This is a genomic window from Actinomycetospora aeridis (assembly GCF_037400275.1).
Classification (GTDB): domain Bacteria; phylum Actinomycetota; class Actinomycetes; order Mycobacteriales; family Pseudonocardiaceae; genus Actinomycetospora; species Actinomycetospora aeridis.
On record NZ_JBBEGL010000006.1, the window covers coordinates 431,433 to 452,025 of the forward strand.

A 20,593-nucleotide genomic window follows, 5' to 3' on the forward strand; every position below is an offset into this window, starting at 1 on the left:
ACGTAGTACGTCCTTTTCGACCCGAGTGAGAGCGATGCCCGAATCCCTACTGCTCCCCGACGTCCCCGGCCGCGGCGTGCTGCGCTGCCCCGAGTGCCGGGAGGCGCCCGCCTTCACGCCCACGCCCACCCAGCCGATGGCCGGTGGACGCTTCGGCGTGCTGCGCTGCTCGTGCTCCACCCACCCCGTCCTGGACTCGATCCCGATCGTGCGCCACGGCCGGGTCGACGTGCAGGACCACGTCACCGGGCGCACGGAGGTCGCGGGCCCGGACCACGACGCGCTGGTCGCGATGCTCGAGGACGACCGGGGGCTCGACGCGCTCGTCGCGATGCTGACGTTCCCGCCCGCGGTGCCGTTCGGGCTCGGCGGACGCCGCCGGTTGCGCCTGCCGTTCACGCGCGGGCCGTGGCCGACGCTCGCGCTCGCCGCCCGGCGCGGGGAGGTCGCGGCGATGCTCGCCGACCACGAGTCGCTGACCGCGCAGGACTGGATGGAGCTCTGCTACGCGCGCTCCTCGGAGCGGATCGCGTCCGACATCTTCCCGTACTTCTTCGCCCGCTACGGCCAGCCGCGCTACGTCGCGTCCATCGAGCTCGCCCGCCACCTGCCGGTCGGCCGCGGCGCCGTCCTGGACCTCGCGTGCGGCTTCGGGCACCTCATGTACCACCTCGGCGCCCGCGACGAGCCGCTGCGCACCGTCGGTGTCGACCGCAACTTCTTCCAGCTCTGGGTCGGCCGGCGCTACGTCGCCCCGGACCAGGAGTTCGTCTGCGCCGACCGCGTCGAGGCGCTGCCGTTCGCCGACGACGCCTTCGCCGCGTCGCTGTGCTCCGACGCGTTCCACCTCTTCGACGACCAGCAGGGTGCAGCTGACGAGATGCGCCGGGTCGCCGTCGACGACACCGTCGTGCTCGACCGGATCGGCAACCGCCTCCTCGAGCCGCACGACGGCGACCACGAGCGCACGCCGAAGGAGTACGCCGCGCTCGTCGACGGGACACCGGTGCGCCTCACCAGCGAGGACGAGCTGATCGACGCCTACCGCGCCGGGCGGGGGCTGCGCCTGCGCGACGAGCGCGACCCCGACGAGCTCGCCGAGCACAAGTGGCTCGCGCTCGTGAGCTCGCGCGACGAGACGCTCTTCGACGACACCGACACGCTGCCGTGCACCCCGCACGGGGCCGGCGCGCTGGGCATCAACCCGATCTTCCACGTCGAGCGCGACCCCGAGGGCGTGCACCTGGTCTTCCGGTACCCGTCGACCTGGTACGCGTTCGAGAACGCCCAGATGCGCTCGTACACCTCGGCCGGCGAGCACCTCGACCCCGCCGCGTTCGAGGAGATCGCGCAGGGCCGCCCGGTCCCGCAGACCCCGCTGCTGCTGCGCCGCTGGGTGGTGCTCGGCATGCCGCCGCGCTACGCCCGCCGGCCCGGGACGCCGCCCCCGGTCCGCTCGGTCGGCGAGGGGCTGCGGCGCGGGGCGCTCCGCCGCCTGCGGGGCACCCGCGTGTCCTGAGCACCGTTCCCGGATCTCGACCGCCGAACCCGCGACGCTGATCGATACGAACGCTACGGTTCGGCCATGCGGGCGACCGTGCAGGATCTCGGTGAGATCGAGTGGTTCCGCCGGCTGGGGCACGCCCAGCTGGCGGAGGTCGCCCGGGTCTCGACGGTCGTGACGCTGGCCCGCGACGCGGTGCTCTACCGCTCGGGCGACGCGGCCGACGCGTTCTTCGTGCTCCTGCGCGGCCGGGTCGGGGCGTGGCGCGGCCACCCGACCGGCTCCGAGTCGATGCTCTACTTCGTCACCGACCGGCGCCACGAGAGCCTGTGCCTGGAGAACGTGGTCGCCGACATCCCGTACTTCGCCACCATGTGCGGCCTGCTCGACGACACCCGGCTGCTGCGCGTGCCCGCGACGCTGCTGCCGTTCATGCTCGACGCCGACCGCGAGCTCGGGATCGCCATCGCCCGCCACATCGCCGAGCGCCTGCAGACGTTCACCGAGCAGATGACCGACCTCGGGTCGCTGCCCGTGGTCCGGCGGGTCGCCAAGTTCCTGCTGGCCAGCCGCCAGAACGGTTCCGACCTCGTCGTCGTCACCCTGCGCCAGGCCGAGCTGGCGAGCCGGCTCGGGGCGGCCCGCCAGTCGGTGAACCAGGCCCTGGCCACCCTCGTGCAGCGCGGCATGATCGCGACGGTGGGGCGCGGGGTGTACCAGATCCGCGATCACCCGGGTCTCGTCGCGCTCGCGCGGGGCGGGCCCGCGCCCGGCCCTGGATCGCGGGCGCGCGGCGTGGTCGGATCCGCGGGTGCCCGCGACGCATGAGGTCACCAACCAGGTCCCGGACCTCGTCGGCCACGACGTGGCCGACGACCCGCCGCTGCTCGAGGCCCTCGACCGCGAGGGGGCCGGCCGGGCCCGCGACGATCTCCACGCGGTCGGGCGGCTCGCCGGCTCGGCGACCGCGCAGGAGTGGGCCGCCGCCGCCCACCGCCACGAGCCTCGCCTGCGCACCCACGACCGCGTCGGCCACCGCGTCGACGAGGTCGACTACGACCCCGGCTACCACGCGCTGCTGAGCGAGGCCGTCGGGCGCGGGTTCGCCGGCGCTCCCTGGGCGGACGACCGGCCCGGCGCCCACGTCGCGCGGGCCGCGGGGTTCCTGACGTGGTCGCAGGTCGAGGCCGGCCACGGCTGCCCGGTCTCGATGACCTACGCCGTGCTGCCGGCGCTGCGTGCCGCCCCGGAGCTGCTCGCCGCGTTCGGGCCCGGCCTGACCAGCCGCGAGTACGACCCGGGGCTGCGCGAGCCGTCGACCAAGCGCGGCCTGCTCGCGGGCATGGGCATGACCGAGAAGCAGGGCGGCTCGGACGTGCGCGCCAACGCCACCGTGGCCCGCCCCGACGGCGAGACCTACCGGCTCACGGGCCACAAGTGGTTCACCAGCGCGCCGATGTGCGACCTGTTCCTCGTGCTCGCCCAGGCACCGGGCGGGCTGACGTGCTTCCTCGTGCCGCGGGTGCTGCCCGACGGCACCCGCAACACGTTCCGCATCCAGCGCCTCAAGGACAAGCTCGGCAACCGGTCCAACGCCTCGAGCGAGCCCGAGTTCGACGAGACGGTCGCCTGGCGCGTCGGCGACGAGGGACGCGGGGTGCGCACGATCATCGAGATGGTCGCCTGCACGCGGCTCGACAACACCCTCGGCTCGGCGGCCGGGATGCGCGCGGCGGTGTCCCGCGCGGCCCACCACGCCCGGCACCGCGCGGCGTTCGGTCGCCCGCTGATCTCCCAGCCGCTGATGCGCGAGGTGCTCGCCGACCTGTCGTGCGAGTCGGAGGCCGCGGTCACGCTCGCGATGCGGCTCGCCGGGGCGCAGGACCGGGCCCCGCACGACGAGCACGAGGCGGCGTTCCGCCGGATCGGCGTCACCCTCGGCAAGTACTGGATCTGCAAGCGCCAGACGGCCGTGGTCGGCGAGGCGCTGGAGTGCCTCGGCGGCAACGGCTACGTCGAGGAGTCGGGAATGCCGCGGCTGTTCCGCGAGTCGCCGCTGAACTCGATCTGGGAGGGCTCGGGCAACGTCAACGCCCTCGACCTGCTGCGGGTCCTCGCCCGCGAGCCCGCGTCGCTCGAGGCGTGGCGCGCGGAGGTCACCGGCGTCGACGACCGGATCGACGCCGGCCGCAAGGAGGTCGAGGGCGAGCTGGCCCACGCCGACGAGCGCTCGGCGCGGCGCCTCGCCGAGCGGATGGCGATCCTGCTCTCCGGCGCCCTGCTCGTCCGGAGCGCCCCGGCCGCGGTCGCCGACGCCTACGTGGCGTCCCGCGTCGCCGGCGACGGCGGACACGCGTTCGGCACGCTGCCGCGCGGGGTCGACGTCGACGCGGTGCTGACCCGCCTGCCCAGGACGGAGAGCTGATGGACCACCTCCTGCCCGGCGTGCGCGCCGCCGAGGTCGACGGGCGCATCCGCACCCACTACCTCGAGTCGGGCCCCGCCGACGGCGAGCCCGTGGTGTTCGTGCACGGCAACCTGTCCACGGGCCGGTTCTTCGAGCACCTCATGCCCGGCGCCCCCGAGCGCTGGCGCATCCTCGCGCCCGACATGCGCTGCTTCGGGCGCTCCGAGGCCGCCCCGATCGACGCCACCCGCGGGCTCGGCGACTGGGCCGACGACATCGTCGGCTTCCTCGACGCGCTCGGCATCGACCGGCTCGCGCACCTCGTCGGCTGGTCGACGGCCGGCGCGGCGATCGCGCTCGTGGCCCGCGCGCGGCCGGTGGCGTCGCTGACGTTCCTCGACCCCGTGGCGCCGTACGGGTTCGGGGGCACGTTCCGCGACGGGAGCCCGTGCTGGCCGGACTTCGCGGGCTCGGGCGCCGGCGTGGCCAACCCCGAGTTCGTCGCGCGCCTGCGCGACGGCGACCGCGGCGAGGACAGCCCGCTCTCCCCGCGCAACGTCATGAACGCGACCTACTGGGCCGCCGGGCACCGCGAGCCGCGCGAGCGCGAGGACGTGCTCGTCGACGAGATCCTGCTGACGACGATCTCCGACGACGGCTACCCCGGCGACGCCGCGACGTCGGAGCACTGGCCGGGCGCGGCGCCGGGCAAGCGCGGGCTGCTCAACGCGCTGTCGCCGAAGTACTGCGACTGGTCGTGGCTCCCGACGCTGGAGCCGAAGCCGCCGGTGCTGTGGACCCACGGCAGCGCCGACGTGGTCGTCGCCGACGGCTCGGCGCTGGAGCTCGGCACGCTGGGGGCGGGCGGGGCCGTCCCGGGCTGGCCGGGTCCGGACGTCTTCCCACCGCAGCCCATGGTCGGCCAGATCCGCGACGTGCTCGAGGCGTACCGCGCGGCGGGCGGCCGGGCCGAGATGGAGATCTTCACGGGGTCCGGGCACGGGCCCCACGTCGACGCCGCGGACCGCTGGTCGGCGACGTTCTTCGCGTTCCTGGAGTCGGTCCGCTAGGTCCGTCCCCGTAGGGGGTAAGCGGCGAGGAAGACGTCGACGGCGTGGTCCGCGGTCGCGTCGACGTCGACGGTGATCGCGGCGTGGAACATGCCGTCGTCCAGCGAGCGGCCGAGCACGAGGAAGGCGAAGTCGGCGGCGGCGCGGGCCGGGTCGTCGAGACGCAGGACGGCGCCGAACTGCTCCGCGAGGGCGCCGAGCACCCGCGCCGGCACCTCGCGGTGGTAGGTGGCCGCGAGGTCCGGGAACCGGCTGGCCTCGCCGATGACCAGCCGTCGCAGGGCCAGGACCTGCGGGTTCATCACGGCGGCGAGGTAGCGCCGCGCCATGGCGCGCAGCGCCGGTTCGACGTCCCCGGGCGCGCGGACGTCGGCGAACGCCCCGACCAGCTCCGCGGTGAACGCCTCCGCGGTGGCCGTCGTGCCCAGGACGATCTCGCGGAACAGGCGCTCCTTGTCGCCGAACTGGTGGTAGACGGTCTGCTTCGACACGGCGGCGGCCGCGGCGATCTGCTCGGTGCGCGTGCCCTGGTAGCCGTGGGCCAGGAACAGCTCGGTGGCCGCCCGGACGATCGCCGCGCGCTTCCCGCCGGCGTCGCCCGCCGGCGAGGGCCCGGAGCCGACCCGCACGAGCAGACCGTCGTCCACGGCGACCACCTCCAGCCTGGACGGTACGGTACCAGGAGCAGTACCGTGCGGTTCTCAGTTCGGTACCGATCAGTCCAGTGAGGTCACCATGTCCCGCCCCACCGGTCCCTCCGGCAGCCCGCTCGTCGGGCGCGGCGACGCCGACCGTCACGCGGCGATCACCCGCTCGCTGCTCGGCTACGGCCTGGTCGCCGGCCCGTTCTACGTCGTCGTCGGGCTCGCCCAGGCCCTCACCCGCGACGGCTTCGACCTCGCCCGCCACGACCTGAGCCTCCTGGCGGCGGGGCCGTGGGGCTGGATCCAGATCGTCAACCTGGTGCTGACCGGGCTGATGGTCCTCGCTGCGGCCGTCGGGATGGCGCGGGCCCTGCGGGTGCTCGGCGGCGGGCCCGGGGCGACGTGGGGCCCCCGCCTGGTCGGCGCGTTCGGCGTGGGCATGGTCGGCGCCGGCGTGTTCGTCGCCGACCCGATGAACGGCTACCCACCGGGCACGCCCGACAGCCCGGCGAGCACCGTCAGCATCGGCGGGCTCGGCCACCTCGTGTTCGGCGGCCTCGGGTTCCTCGCCCTCGTCGCGGGCGCGCTGGTGCTCGCGCGGGGCCAGCGACCGGGGATGGCGTGGTTCTCGCGTGTCACCGGCGTGCTGTTCCTCGTCGCGTTCGCCGGCATCGCGTCCGGCTCGGCGAGCCCCGCCGTGGTGCTCGGCTTCTGGGTCGCGCTGCTGCTGGTGTGGGTCTGGCTCGCGGTCGTCTCGCTCGACCTCTACCGCCGGACGCCGCTGCTGACCCCGGCGTAGGTGCGCTGCGCGCTCGTGAGCACTTTCGCGTGCTCTGGCACGCGAAAGTGCTCACGAGGCGGAGCCACCTCAGCCGAGGACCTGGTCCAGCCCCGTCAGTTTGAGGGCGCGGGCGGGCTGGCCCTGCGCGCCGCGCAGGGCGAACGTCGCCCCGGCCTCGGTCGCGCGCCGGTGGGCACCGAGCAGCACCCGCAGGCCGCAGGAGTCGCAGTAGGTGACGGCCGCCAGGTCGACCACGAGGCCCGCGGGCGGGTCGTCCAGCGCGTCACCGACGGCGTCGTCGAGCCGGCCGTGGCTGTCGTAGTCGAGGTCGCCCCCGACCGCCACGACGGCCTGCCCGTCGGTGCGCTCGTGGCGGATGGTCAGCTCGGGCATGGCGCCACCTCTCAACCAGTCGCTCAACCAGCCGGAGTGGACGGTCCCCCGCCGATCCCGAGGGCGGAGCGTGCGTCGCGGAGGAGCCGGACGGTGCGGGGCGAGTCTGCCAAGGCGGCCGCCAGTGCGTCGAGTGCCGGAGCGACCTCGTCCGTCCGGAGGCCCTCCGGGATCGACACCGTGCCGACCCACCGGACGAATCCATCGAAGAGCGACGGGTCGTCGACGAACACCGCGGCGGCGAGGAAGTCGACGAGGTGCCCGAGGTCGTCGGCCAGGTCCTCGGGCGTCTCCTCGATGCCGGTTCGGGCGGAGGCCGCGGCGAGGTGCACGAGCTCGCCACGCCGGGCGTGGAGCACGGCCTGCTCCTCACGGGCGGACCGGTCGGCCGACGACCCGGGGGTCGCGTCCTCGTCGGTGCGGTCGGCGAACCAGGGCCCGTCCGGGTCCGCGGCCAGCATCGCCGCGGCGGCGCGCGCGTCCGGGGCCCACCCGTCGGCGCCGACGGCGCGCGCCCAGCGCCCGTCCTCGCCGAACGCGGCCCCGCCGGCGAGGACCGGCGTCCCCGTCGCCCGGCAGGCCTCCACCATCCGGCGGGCCGCGGGCAGGCGTGAGGGCAGCGAGCTGGAGATCGCGACGACGTCCGGGCCGACGCGGTGGACGTGGCTCGCGAGCTGGGCGGCCGGCACCGAGGCGCCGAGGAACTCCACCGACCAGCCGTGGCGGGCGAGGACCTCGGCGAGCAGGCGGGCGGGCAGGCCGTGCCACTCGCCGTCGAGGCACGCCACCGCGACGGTGCCGAGCCCGGCCGGCGGTCGGGCGGGGGCGCGGCGGGCGACCGCCGCGACCACGCGCTCGCTGATGTGGGTCGCGACGTGCTCCTGCACGACGGTCCACTCCCCCGACGCCCAGAGATCGCCGATCTCGCGCTGGGCGCCGGCGACGACGTCGAGGAGCACCGTCTCGGGGTCGGCGCCCGCGTCGAGGGCGTCGAGGGCGACGGCGACCGCGCCGGGTTCGTCGGCGTCGGCGAGGCGTTCCAGGTAGGCGGCGCGCAGGGCGCCCGGGTCGGTGCTGGGCGGGGACGCCGTCGTCACGCCACACTCCTCGATGACGGGGCCTGGATCGCGAGCATCGCGACGTCGTCGTGGTCGTGGCCGTCGAGCCACGCCACGACGGTCTGCTCGAGCTGCTCGCAGAGCACCGGCGCCGGCGCCCCCGCGCAGCGCGGCAGGACCGCGGCGAGCCGCTCCTCGCCGAAGAAGTCGCCGGGTCCGCGGGCCTCGACGACGCCGTCGCTGTAGAGCAGGCAGGTGTCGCCCGGCGCGAGCACCACCTCGGCCTCGCCGAACCGGGCCTCGCGGATGCCGCCGACGAGCATCCCGGACACCGCGACGGGCTCGACCTCGCCGTCCGCACGCAGGATCAGCGGCGGCGGGTGCCCGCCCGTCGCGAGGCGCAGCGCGACCGAGCCGTCGCCGGTCGGGCGGGCGTCGCCGAGCACCATCGTCGCGAAGCGGGGGCTCTCGTCGCGGGTGGCGACGGCGTCGAGCAGGGCGGTGTTGAGCAGGGTCAGCAGGCGGCCGGGGCGGTCCTCGAGCAGGCGCAGGGCGTGCCACGACTGGCGCACGCGTCCCGAGAGGACCGCGGCCTCGATGCCCTTGCCGCAGACGTCGCCGAGCAGGAACGCGGCGGGCGCGTCCTCGGTCCGGCCGCCGACCACCTCGTAGAAGTCGCCGCCGACGCGCATCGTCTCGCGCGCCGGACGGTAGGCCGCGCCCCACGCGATGCCCGGGGTGGACGGCAGGCGGGGCGCGGCGAGGCTCTCCTGCAGGACGGCGCCGAGGTGGGCCTGCTCCTCGTGGAGGGCGGCCGCGGCGAGTGCGGTGCCCGCGCGGGCGACGTAGGAGGACAGCAGGTCCTCCTCGGCGGTCGTGAGCGGGTCGTCGGAGGTCTCACCGTCGGCGCTGCGCGGGTCCGTCAGCAGCACTAGGGCGTCGACGACGCCCGTGATCGGCACCGGGCAGGCGCGGACGGGCCCGGTCGCCGGCTCGAGGCCGGTGAGGCCGGCCAGCTCCTCGGCGAGCCAGGGGCTCCCGGCGCACTCGCCCGCCAGGGCGGCGGCGAGCGCCGGGACGCGGGCGAGGTCGGTGGCGCCGAGCCGGCCCACCCGCGGGCGTCCGCCACCGAGCTCGGCGGCGGCCCAGGTGACGGTGTCGTCGTGGCGCACGACGAGCGTGGCCCGGGCCGCGAGGCGGGGCACCGCGAGCGCGACGACGCGCCGCGCGGTGCGGTCGAGGTGCAGGACGCCGTGCAGGGCCCGCCCGGCCTCGGCGAGGAAGGCGGCCCGCTCCTGGGCCGCGAGCAGCGTGTCGGCGCGGGCGTGCTCGCCGGTGACGTCGCGCAGGTACCAGGTGGTGTCCCCGTCCTGCGGCTGCGGCGGCGGCGGATTCGGGTCGAGGGTCGGGCCGCGGCGACCGCGCAGGTGGCGCTCCCCGGCGGGGTGCTCGACGACGGTCTCGAACCCGTCCGGGCCGCCGTCGCGCACCGCGCGGGCGAGGACCTCGCAGCGGGCGACGTCGACGACCTCGCCGACGCGCAGGCCCGGCAGCAGGTCGCGGGCGGCGGGGTTGGCGGCGCGGACGACACCGAGGCGGTCGCAGACGACCACGCCCTCCTCGAGGCCCTCGAGCAGGCCGGGACCGGCGACCGGTGGGGGCGTGACGGGCTCGGTGTCGGGCGTGACCTCGGGGGCTCGGGCCTCGCCACGTGTCGGGGCGCCGTGGCTGCGCTCCATGGCCGTCCCCTCCCTCCGTGACGGTCGCGGCCAACGTAGTCGACCATCGCCGCGCCCGTCCCGACCCGCGGCGTGTCGGACGGTGAACCGTCGGTGACCGCGGACGAGCGGTGGTCGACGCCGGACGGCCGGTCAGGTGTCACCCGGACGGGCCTGGTGTCGCCGACCGATGATCGTCCCTGCGCGACGCCCGGTGTGAGACGTGTGCTCCGGAGGGGTACCGGGCGGCCATGAGCATCACCCTCGAGCAGGCCCAGAGCATCGTGTCCGCCGCCCTCGCGCACGCCCGCGCGCAGGGGTTCAAGCCGCTGACCGTGGCGGTGCTCGACCCGGGCGGGGCGCTGGTGGCGCTCGGGCGCGAGGACGGGTCCGGTTTCCTGCGCCCGGACGTCGCGACGGCCAAGGCCTACGGGGTGCTCGCGCTCGGGATGGACAGCCGGGCCATCGCCGCGCGGGCCGCCGACTCGGCGGAGTTCTTCACCTCGGTGTCGTCCCTGGCCGGCGGCAAGGTGTTCTCGGTGCCGGGCGGGGTGTTCGTCCACGACGACGCCGGCACGCTGCTCGGCGCGGCCGGGGCCAGCGGCGACGCGTCCCTGGCCGACGAGGAGGCCGTCGTCGCCGGCATCCGCGCCGCCGGCCTGACGCCCCGCACGGGCGGGGAGTAGCGGCCCATGTGAGTGGACTTCGGGGCTATAGGCCCGAAGTCCACTCACATATGGCGGTCGGACTAGGGCTCGATGATCGTGCCCAGGTCACGGGCGAGGGCCGCGTCGTGGACGTCGGCGGCCAGGGCCACGTCGAGCACGCCCATCCCGAACGGGTTGGACAGGACGACGTCGGTGGCGCGGGCCCGGCCGGGGTGGGTGCCGGCGACGCAGTCGGCCATCGTCGCGTCGACCGTGCGCGCCCCCGGCCTGCTCTCCCCCGGCGCGGCGAGCGTGCCCTCGCGCAGCATCCGGCCCAGCAGGCGGCGGTCGTCGGCGGCGACGAGGTCCCAGTCGTCGACGACGACGAGGTCGGCGCCCGTGACGACCCCGGGCAGCACGTCGTCGAGCGACACGTGGGCCACCAGCGCGCCGGGCGCGAGCCAGTCGAGCGCCAGGTAGCCGGTGGTGGTCGTCGTGGTGCAGACGACGAGGCCCGCGCCGTCGACGGCGGCGCGCGGGTCGTCGGTGACGTCGGCCCGGCGCAGGGCCGCCAGCGCGCGGGCCCGGGCGGGGTCGAGGTCGTGGACGACGACCGAGGCGTCGGGGTACTCGACGCCGAGCAGGTCGAGGTGGGTCTCGGCGAGCGCCCCGCAGCCCAGCACGGCGATCCGGTCGACGCCCGGCGCGGCGAGCAGGCGCGCCGAGAGCACGGTGTAGGCCGCGGTCCGGGTCGCCGAGATCCAGGCGGCCTCGAGCATGGCGACGGGCCGGGCGGTGTCGGGGTCGAACAGGAACGTCCAGCCCTGGGCCCGGGGCAGTCCGCGACCCGGGTTGTCGAGGCTCGAGTTGATCACCTTGAGGCCCACCGCCGGCCGGTCGCCCCACACGGCGCCGGGCAGCGCGAGGCTGCGGGCGAACGCGCCCGAATCGGTGTGCCAGGGCAGGTAGGCCTCATCCGGCAGGGTCGTCGCCCCCCGGGCGTGGGCGAGGAGCGTGGCCCGCACGCTCGCCACCGGGTCGACGTCGGCGGCCGCGGCCAGCACGTCGTCGCGGCGCAGCACGCGCAGGGCCGGTTCGGCGCCGGGGTTCGTCACGGCGGGCGATCCTCCCACTCCCCCTATGTGAGCGAACTTCGGTGTCATAGCACCGGAGATCGCTCACATGGGCCGGTTGACGCAGCGTGCGCACGGCCGTCCGGGCGGAATCTGTCCGAATCCGGGCGCGTCGCGCGGTCCACCGGGCACAGTGCGTCACGACACGGAGGAGGTGGCGGGCGGTGACTGGCGGCGGGCACCACCGCGGGCGCGTCACCGGCGCGCCCGGCGGCGCGCACTGGTGGGGCGGGCGCGGCCCGGCCGGCGGCGGGACGCACGCGGCACCCGGCGACCGGCGCCGCCGCCTCCCGGTGCTGCTCGCCCTGGTCGTCCTGCTGCTCGCCGGCGGGGCCGTGGCGTTCGCGCTGACCCGTCCGCCGGACCCGGCGCCCACCCCGACGGCGGCGGAGCAGCCCGGCACGCAACCCGGCCCGCAGCCCGGCGCCGTCCCCGCCGGCGGCACCCGCCCGCCGTCGCGCACCGGCCCCGACGCCGCCGTGCTCCAGTCCACGATCGACGAGATCCTCGCCGCCGCCCCGCTGCGCTTCCCCGCCGACAGCGCGACGCCCGGCGCCGACGCCTCCGCGGCCGTCTCCCGCGTCGCCGCCGTGCTGCGGGCCACGCCCGGGCCGCCGGTCACCGTCGAGGGCCACACCGCCCCGGCGGGCGAGGACACCGGTGACGCGCAGGCGCTCTCGCAGCGCCGCGCCGAGGAGGTCGTGCGCCTGCTCGAGGACGCCGGGGTGCCCGCCGGGAGCCTGACCGCCGTCGGTGTCGGGCCCGCGGACCCGCTCGGCTCCCTCGAGGCCAGCCGTCGCGTGGAGATCCGGGTCGGCTAGATGCCCGCCCGCCGCCGGTAGCCGTCCACGAACGACAGCAGCTCCGGCCCCCGCGGACGGCGCCCGGGGACGACGTCGCAGGTCCCGGTCTTCGTGTCCATGATGTGGACGTTCGGGTCCAGCGAGATGCCGATGATCTCGTTGGCGGCGTCGCCGGTGACCAGCCCGTTCGGCCCCCAGTGCCACGGCAGCCCGACCTGGTGGACCCGCCGGCCGTCGATGTGCAGCGGCTTCATCCGCTCGGTGACCATGACGCGGGCCTCGATCGCCGACCGTGCCGTGACGATCGTCGCCCATCCCGTGTGCTCGAGCCCCCGCTCGGCGGCCAGCGCCGGCGAGACCTCGACGAACATCTCGGGCGCGAGCTCCGCGAGGTAGGGCGTCCACCGGCTCATCCCGCCGGCCGTGTGGTGCTCGGCGATGCGGAACGTCGTGAACGCGAACGGGAACACCTCGGAGCCGGGCTGGTGGTCCGACGGGTTGTAGGGGTTGTCGTCGCGGACGAACCGCTCCCGCGCGGGGTTGGCGCGCGTCCGCGGGTGCAGCGCGTTGCGGCTCGGCGCCTCCTCCGGCTCGTAGTGCACCGGCAGTGGCCCGTCCGCGAGCCCCGTCGGCGCGTAGAGCCACACCCGCCCGTCGGCCTGCATGATGAACGGCTCGTCGCCGCCGATCGCGTCCTGCGCGACCGCGCCTTGCGGCGGCCGGTACGACGGCGGCTTGTCGACCTCGAAGTCGGGCACGTCGTGGCCGGTCCAGCGCTGCGCCCCCTCGTCCCACCACACGTAGGCCTTGCGCTCGCTCCACGGTCGGCCCTCGGGGTCGGCGGAGGCCCGGTTGTAGAGCAGGCGCCGGTTCATCGGCCAGGCCCAGCCCCACTCCAGCGCCGCGGGGCTCTCCCCGCCGGCGGGCTCCCGGCGCGCGGCCTGGTTGACGCCGTCGGCGTAGACGCCCGAGTAGATCCAGCAGCCGCAGGACGTCGAGCCGTCGTCGCGCAGGGCCGTGTAGCCCGACACCGGTGTCCCGTCGGCGCCGACGCCGCTGATCTCCCGCAGCACCGCGTGCGCGTCCGGGTCGCCGTGCACGCCCTCGGTAGGGTAGTCCCAGGTCAGCGCGTGGATGGCGGCGTCGCGCTCGAGGCCGGACCCGGCGACCTTCGCCCGGATCCGCCGGCCCAGCTCGTGGACGAACCACAGGTCGCTGCGGGCGTCGCCGGGCGGCTCGACGGCCTGGTGGCGCCACTGCAGCAGCCGCTGGGTGTTGGTGAACGACCCGGCCTTCTCGACGTGCGTGGCCGCGGGCAGCAGGAACACCTCGGTGCCGATGTCCTCGGTGCGCAGCTCGCCGGTCTCGATCTCCGGGCCGTCGCGCCAGAACGTGGCGGTCTCGATCTCCTGCAGGTCGCGCACGACGAGCCAGTCCAGGGCGGCGAGCCCGAGGCGCTGCTGCTTGGAGTTGGTCGTCCCGACGGCGGGGTTCTCGCCCAGCACGAGGTAGCCCTCGCACTTCTGGTCGATCATGTTGAGCACCGTCGTGAAGGTGCTGTGGTCGCCGGTGATGCGCGGCATCAGGTCGAAGCACCAGTCGTTCTCGGCGGTCGCCGCGTCGCCGAACCACGCCTTGAGCAGGCTGACCATGTACGCGGGCATGTTGCCCCAGAAGCCCTTGGCCGCGGAGTCGGCCTCGACGAAGTCCGCCAGCGACATCTGCTGGTGGGCGTGCGGCATCGGGATGTAGCCCGGCAGCAGGTCGTAGAGCGTCGGGATGTCGGTCGAGCCCTGGATCGTGGCGTGCCCGCGCAGCGCCATGATCCCGCCGCCGGGGCGGCCGATGTTGCCCAGCAGGCCCTGGAGGATCGAGGCGCAGCGGATGTACTGCACGCCGACGGTGTGCTGGGTCCAGCCCACCGAGTAGACCCACATCGTGGTGCGCTCGCGGCCCGAGTTCGCGCAGATCGCCTCGGCGACCCGGGTGAACTGGGCGGGTGACATCCCGCAGACCGACGAGACCATCTCGGGGGTGTAGCGGGCGAAGTGACGCTTGAGCACCTGGTAGACGCAGCGCGGGTGGGTCAGCGTGTCGTCGCGGACGGGCTCGCCGGAGAAGTTCGCGCCGCCCGAGCCCGCGCCCTCCGACTGGCCCAGCAGGTGGGTGATGCGGTGCGACTCGCGGCGCATCTCGGGCTGATGGGCGTCGCTGTCCCAGGCGTCCCGGTCACCGGAGGCGGCCGCGACCTCGGTGCCCTCGTACTGCCAGGTCGAGGTGTCGTAGCTGCGCGTCTCCGGGTCCCAGCCGGAGAACAGGCCGTCGTCGTCCCCGGCGTCGACGAAGTCCTCGCGGAGCAGCATCGGCGCGTTGGTGTAGGCGACGACGTACTCGCGGAAGTCCTTGCCGTGGGTCAGCACGTGGTTGATCAGGCCGCCGAGGAAGGCGATGTCCGTGCCGGGACGGATCGGCACGTGGGCGTCGGCGACGGCGCTGGTGCGCGTGAACCGGGGGTCGACGTGGATGATCTGCGCCCCGCGGGCCTTCGCCTCCATCACCCACTGGAAGCCGACCGGGTGCGCCTCGGCCATGTTCGAGCCCTCGAGGACGACGCAGTCGGCCTGCGCGATGTCCTGCTGGGTGTTGGTGGCGCCGCCGCGCCCGAAGCTGGTCCCCAGACCGGGGACGGTGGAGCTGTGTCAAATGCGCGCCTGGTTCTCCACCTGGACGGCGCCGAGCGCGGTGTAGAGCTTCTTGAGGAGGTAGTTCTCCTCGTTGTCCAGGGTGGCGCCGCCGAGGTGCGCGAAGCCGAGGGTGCGCCGCAGCAGCCGCCCCTCGTCGTCGGTGTCCTCCCAGGTGCGGGCGCGGGACGCGACGATCCGGTCGGCGATCATGTCCATCGCCGTCCCGAGCTCGAGGTCCTCCCACTCGGTGCCGTGCGGGCGCCGGTAGCGCACGCGGGTGATCCGGCTCGGCGAGGTGACCAGCGACAGGCTCGACGACCCGCGCGGGCAGAGCCGTCCGCGGCTGATGGGCGAGTCGGGGTCGCCCTCGATGTGGGTCACCCGGCCCTCGCGGCTGTAGATCTTCTGACCGCAGCCGACGGCGCAGAAGGGGCAGACCGACCGGGTCACGGCGTCGGCGTCGGCGGTCCGGGCGTGGACGCCGGGGCCGTTCGACTCGACGGCGGCGCCGCGACCCAGGGGGTCGGGCCCGGTGAGCTGGCGGAACAACGGCCATCGGCGGACGAGGTCCGCGGCACGACGCGGCAGGCTCACGGGAGGCCCTCCGAGATCGGGGTGGTGGGCGGCTCCCGTGGGTGAACCGGTGGACGAACGGTGTCACCGACCCCGCCGCCCCGCAACGCGAGCGGTGTGGGGCCGAGGTTTGTCCGGGTCCCGTTTCACCCACTTCGTAGGTCACGCCGGCGAGCGATCGCCCCGACACCGAGGAGGATCGATGAGCCAGGACACGAGCAACGACACCGAGGACCCCGACGCCGGGCACGAGGGCGGGACCATCACGCTGACCCTCGGCAACCAGGAGCTGGTGCTGCGCCAGCGCTACGAGCTGCTCAGCATCGTCAACGACATCGGGATCTTCATCTTCTTCACCGTCGGCAGCGTCGCGTTCTACTGGCACGAGCTGTTCAACCTGGGCGTGACCCTGTTCGTGATCGGCAGCGCGATGCTGGGCATCCGGCCGACGATCCGGCTCTTCCGCCGCATCCAGCTGCGCAGCCTGACGCGCGGCACGCCCAACGAGGTGGCGCGGGACTTCTGACCCATGTGAGCGAACTTCGGGGCTATAGCACCAAAGTTCGCTCACATGGCCCGGTCGGCTCAGCGGCGCGGGATCTCGTCGTCGAGCTCGTGGTGGCGGACGGCGGCGCGGCGGTCGAGCGTCGTCAGCAGCCGCTGCCACCACGGCTGCTCGGGCAGCGTGTGGCCGGGCTGCGGCGGGTCGTCGCCCGGCGCCGGGAGCAGCCGGTCGACCAGCGCGAGCATCCGCTGCGTCAGCCCCGGCGCGAGCCCGTGCACGCGCAGCCCCACCTTGGCCGCCGGGGTCAGCACGACCTCGGGGCGCCCGGCGAGCCCGCCCTCGACGATCCGCCGCGCCGCGGCCCCGGCGTCCATCGACAGCAACGGCAGCGACGCGAGCGTCGTGAACCAGCGCAGTTCGGCCTCCCGGTCGCCGCCGACGAGCGCGTTGCGCGTCGAGCCGGTGCGCATGAGCCCGGGCACGACCGTCGTCACCGTGATCCCGTCGCGCCCCGCCTCCGTGCGCAGCGACTCGGCGAAGCCGACGGTGGCGAACTTGGCCGCGGTGTACGGCAGCAGGCGCGGGGTCGGGATCTTCCCGCCGATCGACGTGATCACCACGATGCGCCCGGCCCCGCCGCGGCGCAGCACCGGCAGCGCGGCCAGCACCGGGTGCACCGCGCTCCAGAAGATCGCGTCGTGGGCGGCGGCCAGGTCGTCGGCCGCCAGCGCCCGCAGCGGGGCGACCTGGATGATCCCGGCGTTCGCGACGACGACGTCGAGCCGACCGAAGAACCGGTCCGCCGCCTCGACGACGGACTCGGCGCCCGGCCGCGACGCCAGGTCCGCCGGCAGCGTCAGCACTCGCGCGCCGGTCGCCTCCAGGTCGGGCCGGGCCGCGTCGAGCCCGTCCGACGAGCGGGCCACGACGGCGAGGTCGTGCCCCCGCCGCCCGAGCTCCTGCGCGAGCAGGAACCCGAGCCCGCGGCTCGCGCCCAGCACCAGGGCCACCGGACGTTTCCGGTCACCGTGGCCCGTGGCAGCCCCAGCGCCGTGACCACCACCCAGGACATCGACGTCATCGTGCTCGGCGCCGGGCCCGCCGGCGAGAACGTCGCCGACCGCGTCGCCCGCGCCGGGCTCTCCGTCGCCATCGTCGAGGCGGAACGTGCCGGGGGCGAGTGCTCCTACTGGGCCTGCATGCCGAGCAAGGCCCTGCTGCGGCCCGTCGAGGTCCGTGCGGCGGCCGGGCGCATGCCCGGCGTCGGGACCGCTCTCCTCGACACGGACGCGGTCCTCGCCCGTCGTGACGACTTCACCGAGCACTTCGACGACTCCTCCCAGGCGGACTGGATCGGCAGCACCGGCGCGTTGCTGGTGCGGGGCCGGGGGCGTCTCGCCGGCGACCGGCGCGTGGAGGTGGACCACGCCGACGGCACGACCACGGCGCTGGCGGCTACCCGCGCAGTCGTCGTCGCTACCGGCAGCGCGCCGACGCTGCCGCCCGTCGACGGCATCGAGGACGTCGGCGCCTGGACCAACCGCGAGGCGACGTCCGCTCCGCGGGTCCCCGGCTCGATGATCGTCCTCGGTGGCGGCGCGGTCGGCTGCGAGCTCGCCACGGCCTGGCAGCGGCTGGGCTCGTCGGTGACGCTCGTGCAGCACGGCGAGCGCCTGCTGCCGACGATGGAGCCGAGCGCCGGCGAGCGCGTCCTCGCCTCCCTGCGCGACGACGGCGCCGACGTCCGCCTTGGCACGTCGCTGCGCGCGGTCCGGCGCGACGGGTCCACCGTCCACGCCGACCTCGACGACGGCACGACCGTGGACGCCGACGAGTTCGTCGTCGCCGCCGGACGCCGCCCGGGCACGAGCGGCCTCGGGCTCGACACCGTCGGGCTCTCCGACGGCGACGTGCTCGCCGTCGACGACACCACGCTCGTCACGGCCGTCGAGGGCGGATGGCTGCACGCCGTCGGTGACTGCACCGACCGCGCGAAGCTCACGCACATGGGCAAGTACCAGGCCCGCGCCTGCGCCGACGTGATCGTCGCCCGCTCGAAGGGCGAGACCGACGGCCTCGACCGGCCGTACGCGAAGACCACCACGACCGCCGAGCGCACGGCCGTCACCCAGGTCGTGTTCACCGACCCGCAGGTCGCCTCGGTGGGCCTCACCGAGGCGGCCGCCCGGGACGCGGGCCTGCCCGTGGACGTCGTCAGCTACGACATCGGCTCGACGGCCGGCGGGGCGCTGCAGGCCGACGGGTACTCGGGGCTGGCGACGATCGTCGTGGACCGCGAGCGTCGGGTGATCGTCGGCGCCACCCTGGTCGGCCAGGACGTCACCGACATGCTGCACGCGGCGACGGTGATGGTGGTCGGCGAGGTGACGCTCGAGCGGCTGTGGCACGCCGTCCCGTCGTTCCCGACGATGAGCGAGGTCTGGCTGCGCCTGCTCGAAACGTACGGCCTGTGACGCGTGCGCCACGCGTGCGGACCGCGACCACCGGATACGCCGGACCCATCGGGTTGAGCCCCCAGCCCTCGCACCCCCGAGACAAGGGAGCTCCATGAGCACGCGCAACACCACCCTCCGCGCCCTGCACGACGTCGGCCTCGCCGCCTGGTTCGGCGGTTCGCTGTTCGGCCTGACCGGGCTGAACGCCGCCGCCGAGGAGGCGGGCGACCGCCGCACCGCGGACAAGCTGGAGAGCATCGGCTGGGCCAAGTGGAGCCCGGTCAATTCCGCCGCGATCGCCGTGCACGCCGTCGGCGGGCTCGGACTGCTGGCGGAGAACCGCAAGCGCGCGGTGGCGCAGAAGGGCCACACCGGCACCGCGACGGCCAAGCTCGCGCTGACCGGTGCCGCCGTCGCCGCGTCGGTCTACACGCGCCTCGTCGGCAAGAAGATCGAGGACGCGGTGGTCCACGCCGACAACGGGGTGTCGTCGCGGACGACGTCCCACGTCCCCGGCGCCACGGCCGGCCAGGGCGGCGCCACCAACGCCGGTGAGCTCGCCCGCGAGGCCGACAAGCGCGCCGGCCAGGCGACCAGCGCCGCGGCCCAGCAGCTGCCCATGGACGTCGCCTCGGCCCAGCGCCAGCTGCGCGTCCTGCAGGTCGCCGTGCCCGCGCTGACCGGTGCCCTGGTCGTGCTGTCGGCCCAGGCCGGCGAGCAGCAGCGCCCGGGCGACCAGCTGCGCGGCATCGCCCGCCGCGCCGGCGACGCCGTCACGAGCCTGGCGGCGTGACCTCCACGTGCGTGATCTCCTGAGCCATGGCTCAGGAGATCATGCACGTCAGGGCCGGACCACGGCCTTGATGGCGTCCGGGTCACGGCGCGCGGCGAGCAGCGCGTCGACCGCGCCGTCGAGGCCGTGGTGCGAGGTCACCATCTCGTCGAGCCGCACCGCCCCGGACGCCGCCATCGCGATCGCGGCCGGGTAGACGTGCGCGTAGCGGAACGTCCCCTTGATCACGAGCTCGCGGCCCTGCACGACGTCCAGCGGCAGCGTCACCTGCGCGCCCGTGCCGACGAGCACGACGGTCGCGGCCGGTGCGGTCGCGGAGACCGCGGCGTCGACCGCGGCCTGGACCCCGGTGCACTCGAGGACGACGTCGACGGGCTCGATCTCGACCCCCTCGCCCGGGTCCACGACCGCGTCGGCCCCGAACGCCAGCGCCACCTCGCGGCGTCGCGCCACGGGGTCCGAGACCGTCACGCGCGCCGCGCCCCGGGCCCGCGCCACCTGCAGGCACAGCAGCCCGACCGGGCCGCCCCCGCTGACGAACACCCGCGTGCCCGGTCCGACGTCGGCCTTGCCGACCGCGTGCACCGCCACGGCCAGCGGCTCGATCATGGCGGCGGCGTCGTCGGAGAGCGCGTCCGGCACGGGGTGTGCGCGCCCGGCCGGCACCGTCACGTACTGCGCGAACGACCCGTCCACCGGCGGCGTCGCGAAGAACGAGATCCACGGGCACAGGTGGTAGCGCCCGCGGGCGCACTGCTCGCAGCGCCCGCAGTTGCGCTGCGGTTCCACCGCCACGCGGGTGCCGACGGCCGGGGCGTCGACGCCCTCGCCGACCGCGCTGACCACGCCCGACGTCTCGTGGCCGAGCACGAGCGGTCCGTGCATGACGAACCCGCCGATGCGCCCGTGGTCGTAGTAGTGCACGTCGGAGCCGCACACGGTCACCGCCCGCACCGCGACCTGCACGTCGCCGGGTCCGGGCGCCGGCACCGGCCGGGTCTCGACGCTCATCCGCTCGGGCTCGTGGAGCACGGCCACCCGCTGCTCGGCGCTCATGGTGCCTCCCTGTCCGCCTACGTCACCGCGGACCGGATCCTCCGCGCCGGCGTGAAGATGCGCAGGTCGAGCAACCCCGGCGGGTCGGCGATCCCGGGGCCGCCGGCCTCGATCCAGGCGGTCACCTCGTCCTCGGTCTCGGCGTCGAGCACCCCGAACAGCCACACCGGGCGCGCGCCCGCGGCCCGCCCGGCCTTCGACGGCGAGACGACCACGACGTTCGAGTAGGCGCAGGCGTCCAGGCAGTCGCTGACACGGACCGGGGCGGCGGCCCGGAACCGCGCGAGCTGGGCGGCGTGGTCGACGCCGGGGTGCTTGCGGGCGGTGCCGCAGCAGCAGTCGCGGCAGACGGTGAGGGTGGCGCTCAT

At 75.3% G+C, this 20,593-nt stretch carries 19 protein-coding genes; 10 read left to right on the top strand and 9 right to left on the bottom strand.

Annotated features, from left to right (window positions below):
• Positions 1-34: 34 nt before the first annotated feature.
• The 4 genes from WCD41_RS23310 (at position 35) to WCD41_RS23325 (ending at position 4,981) form a co-directional block, all read left to right on the top strand.
• Positions 35-1,519, top strand: a complete 1,485-nt coding sequence (locus tag WCD41_RS23310) for a class I SAM-dependent methyltransferase (protein ID WP_337716923.1) — start codon at positions 35-37, stop codon at positions 1,517-1,519.
• A 66-nt stretch (positions 1,520-1,585) separates the two neighbouring features.
• The gene (locus tag WCD41_RS23315; RefSeq protein WP_337716926.1) at positions 1,586-2,332 is read left to right on the top strand and encodes a Crp/Fnr family transcriptional regulator; all 747 of its coding nucleotides are present in this window, start codon (positions 1,586-1,588) and stop codon (positions 2,330-2,332) included.
• Positions 2,316-3,929 carry an acyl-CoA dehydrogenase family protein gene (locus WCD41_RS23320; RefSeq protein ID WP_337716928.1) on the top strand — a complete coding sequence of 538 codons (1,614 nt, stop codon included), beginning with the start codon at positions 2,316-2,318 and terminating at the stop codon, positions 3,927-3,929. Before WCD41_RS23315 ends, WCD41_RS23320 begins: the two co-directional genes overlap by 17 nt.
• On the top strand, positions 3,929-4,981 hold the full coding sequence (locus tag WCD41_RS23325; RefSeq protein WP_337716931.1) for an alpha/beta fold hydrolase: 1,053 nt from the start codon (positions 3,929-3,931) through the stop codon (positions 4,979-4,981). The genes WCD41_RS23320 and WCD41_RS23325 overlap by 1 nt, the downstream gene beginning before the upstream one ends.
• On the opposite strand, the gene WCD41_RS23330 is transcribed toward WCD41_RS23325, so the two are convergent.
• Complete coding sequence (locus WCD41_RS23330) at positions 4,978-5,628, bottom strand: TetR/AcrR family transcriptional regulator (protein WP_337716933.1); 651 nt, start codon at positions 5,626-5,628, stop codon at positions 4,978-4,980. The genes WCD41_RS23325 and WCD41_RS23330 overlap by 4 nt on opposite strands.
• Positions 5,629-5,716: 88 nt before the next feature.
• Between WCD41_RS23330 and WCD41_RS23335 the strand changes: the two genes are divergently transcribed.
• Complete coding sequence (locus tag WCD41_RS23335) at positions 5,717-6,424, top strand: DUF998 domain-containing protein (protein WP_337716935.1); 708 nt, start codon at positions 5,717-5,719, stop codon at positions 6,422-6,424.
• A 69-nt stretch (positions 6,425-6,493) separates the two neighbouring features.
• Here the strand turns inward: WCD41_RS23335 and WCD41_RS23340 are convergent, their stop codons facing one another.
• The 3 genes from WCD41_RS23340 to WCD41_RS23350 are packed head-to-tail and all read right to left on the bottom strand — an operon-like array spanning position 6,494 to position 9,596.
• Positions 6,494-6,799: an STAS domain-containing protein gene (locus tag WCD41_RS23340; RefSeq protein ID WP_337716937.1), complete on the bottom strand. Its 306-nt coding sequence runs from the start codon at positions 6,797-6,799 to the stop codon at positions 6,494-6,496.
• A 23-nt stretch (positions 6,800-6,822) separates the two neighbouring features.
• Positions 6,823-7,896, bottom strand: coding sequence for a cobalamin B12-binding domain-containing protein (locus WCD41_RS23345; protein WP_337716939.1), 1,074 nt, complete (start codon positions 7,894-7,896; stop codon positions 6,823-6,825).
• On the bottom strand, positions 7,893-9,596 hold the full coding sequence (locus tag WCD41_RS23350; RefSeq protein WP_337716941.1) for a SpoIIE family protein phosphatase: 1,704 nt from the start codon (positions 9,594-9,596) through the stop codon (positions 7,893-7,895). Before WCD41_RS23350 ends, WCD41_RS23345 begins: the two co-directional genes overlap by 4 nt.
• A 230-nt stretch (positions 9,597-9,826) precedes the next feature.
• On the opposite strand from WCD41_RS23350, the gene WCD41_RS23355 reads away from it, so the two are divergent.
• The gene (locus WCD41_RS23355) at positions 9,827-10,261 is read left to right on the top strand and encodes a GlcG/HbpS family heme-binding protein (RefSeq protein WP_337716943.1); all 435 of its coding nucleotides are present in this window, start codon (positions 9,827-9,829) and stop codon (positions 10,259-10,261) included.
• Positions 10,262-10,323: 62 nt separating this feature from the next.
• Here WCD41_RS23355 and WCD41_RS23360 read toward each other — a convergent pair whose 3' ends face one another.
• Positions 10,324-11,337 carry an ornithine cyclodeaminase gene (locus WCD41_RS23360; protein WP_337716945.1) on the bottom strand — a complete coding sequence of 338 codons (1,014 nt, stop codon included), beginning with the start codon at positions 11,335-11,337 and terminating at the stop codon, positions 10,324-10,326.
• Positions 11,338-11,519: 182 nt separating this feature from the next.
• On the opposite strand from WCD41_RS23360, the gene WCD41_RS23365 reads away from it, so the two are divergent.
• Positions 11,520-12,176: an OmpA family protein gene (locus WCD41_RS23365; protein WP_337716947.1), complete on the top strand. Its 657-nt coding sequence runs from the start codon at positions 11,520-11,522 to the stop codon at positions 12,174-12,176.
• Here WCD41_RS23365 and fdh read toward each other — a convergent pair.
• Positions 12,173-15,430, bottom strand: a complete 3,258-nt coding sequence (fdh, locus tag WCD41_RS23370; RefSeq protein WP_337717023.1) for a formate dehydrogenase — start codon at positions 15,428-15,430, stop codon at positions 12,173-12,175. The genes WCD41_RS23365 and fdh overlap by 4 nt on opposite strands.
• 187 nt (positions 15,431-15,617) lie before the next feature.
• Between fdh and WCD41_RS23375 the strand changes: the two genes are divergently transcribed.
• A complete protein-coding gene (locus WCD41_RS23375) occupies positions 15,618-15,941 on the top strand; it encodes a YrhK family protein (RefSeq protein WP_337716949.1) in 324 nt (107 codons plus the stop codon).
• A gap of 59 nt (positions 15,942-16,000) precedes the next feature.
• On the opposite strand, the gene WCD41_RS23380 is transcribed toward WCD41_RS23375, so the two are convergent.
• Positions 16,001-16,930, bottom strand: coding sequence for an SDR family NAD(P)-dependent oxidoreductase (locus WCD41_RS23380; RefSeq protein ID WP_337716951.1), 930 nt, complete (start codon positions 16,928-16,930; stop codon positions 16,001-16,003).
• Positions 16,931-16,972: 42 nt separating this feature from the next.
• Between WCD41_RS23380 and WCD41_RS23385 the strand changes: the two genes are divergently transcribed.
• Together WCD41_RS23385 and WCD41_RS23390 are read left to right on the top strand one after the other, a co-directional pair.
• Positions 16,973-18,394: a dihydrolipoyl dehydrogenase family protein gene (locus WCD41_RS23385; RefSeq protein ID WP_337716953.1), complete on the top strand. Its 1,422-nt coding sequence runs from the start codon at positions 16,973-16,975 to the stop codon at positions 18,392-18,394.
• 94 nt (positions 18,395-18,488) lie between these two features.
• Positions 18,489-19,169 (top strand): hypothetical protein, encoded by a 681-nt coding sequence (locus tag WCD41_RS23390; RefSeq protein WP_337716955.1) that lies wholly within the window; start codon positions 18,489-18,491, stop codon positions 19,167-19,169.
• A gap of 48 nt (positions 19,170-19,217) precedes the next feature.
• Here WCD41_RS23390 and WCD41_RS23395 read toward each other — a convergent pair whose 3' ends face one another.
• Together WCD41_RS23395 and WCD41_RS23400 are read right to left on the bottom strand one after the other, a co-directional pair.
• The gene (locus tag WCD41_RS23395; RefSeq protein WP_337716957.1) at positions 19,218-20,225 is read right to left on the bottom strand and encodes an NAD(P)-dependent alcohol dehydrogenase; all 1,008 of its coding nucleotides are present in this window, start codon (positions 20,223-20,225) and stop codon (positions 19,218-19,220) included.
• 17 nt (positions 20,226-20,242) lie between these two features.
• Positions 20,243-20,593, bottom strand: coding sequence for a hypothetical protein (locus tag WCD41_RS23400; protein WP_337716959.1), 351 nt, complete (start codon positions 20,591-20,593; stop codon positions 20,243-20,245).

Coding starts and splice junctions, on each gene's coding strand:
- WCD41_RS23310 (WP_337716923.1), top strand. CDS start 35: ATGCCCGAATCCCTACTGCTCCCCGACGTCCCCGGCCGCGGCGTGCTG.
- WCD41_RS23315 (WP_337716926.1), top strand. CDS start 1,586: ATGCGGGCGACCGTGCAGGATCTCGGTGAGATCGAGTGGTTCCGCCGG.
- WCD41_RS23325 (WP_337716931.1), top strand. CDS start 3,929: ATGGACCACCTCCTGCCCGGCGTGCGCGCCGCCGAGGTCGACGGGCGC.
- WCD41_RS23335 (WP_337716935.1), top strand. CDS start 5,717: ATGTCCCGCCCCACCGGTCCCTCCGGCAGCCCGCTCGTCGGGCGCGGC.
- WCD41_RS23340 (WP_337716937.1), bottom strand. CDS start 6,799: ATGCCCGAGCTGACCATCCGCCACGAGCGCACCGACGGGCAGGCCGTC.
- WCD41_RS23350 (WP_337716941.1), bottom strand. CDS start 9,596: ATGGAGCGCAGCCACGGCGCCCCGACACGTGGCGAGGCCCGAGCCCCC.
- WCD41_RS23355 (WP_337716943.1), top strand. CDS start 9,827: ATGAGCATCACCCTCGAGCAGGCCCAGAGCATCGTGTCCGCCGCCCTC.
- WCD41_RS23375 (WP_337716949.1), top strand. CDS start 15,618: ATGAGCCAGGACACGAGCAACGACACCGAGGACCCCGACGCCGGGCAC.
- WCD41_RS23390 (WP_337716955.1), top strand. CDS start 18,489: ATGAGCACGCGCAACACCACCCTCCGCGCCCTGCACGACGTCGGCCTC.
- WCD41_RS23395 (WP_337716957.1), bottom strand. CDS start 20,225: ATGAGCGCCGAGCAGCGGGTGGCCGTGCTCCACGAGCCCGAGCGGATG.
- WCD41_RS23400 (WP_337716959.1), bottom strand. CDS start 20,593: ATGAGCGCCACCCTCACCGTCTGCCGCGACTGCTGCTGCGGCACCGCC.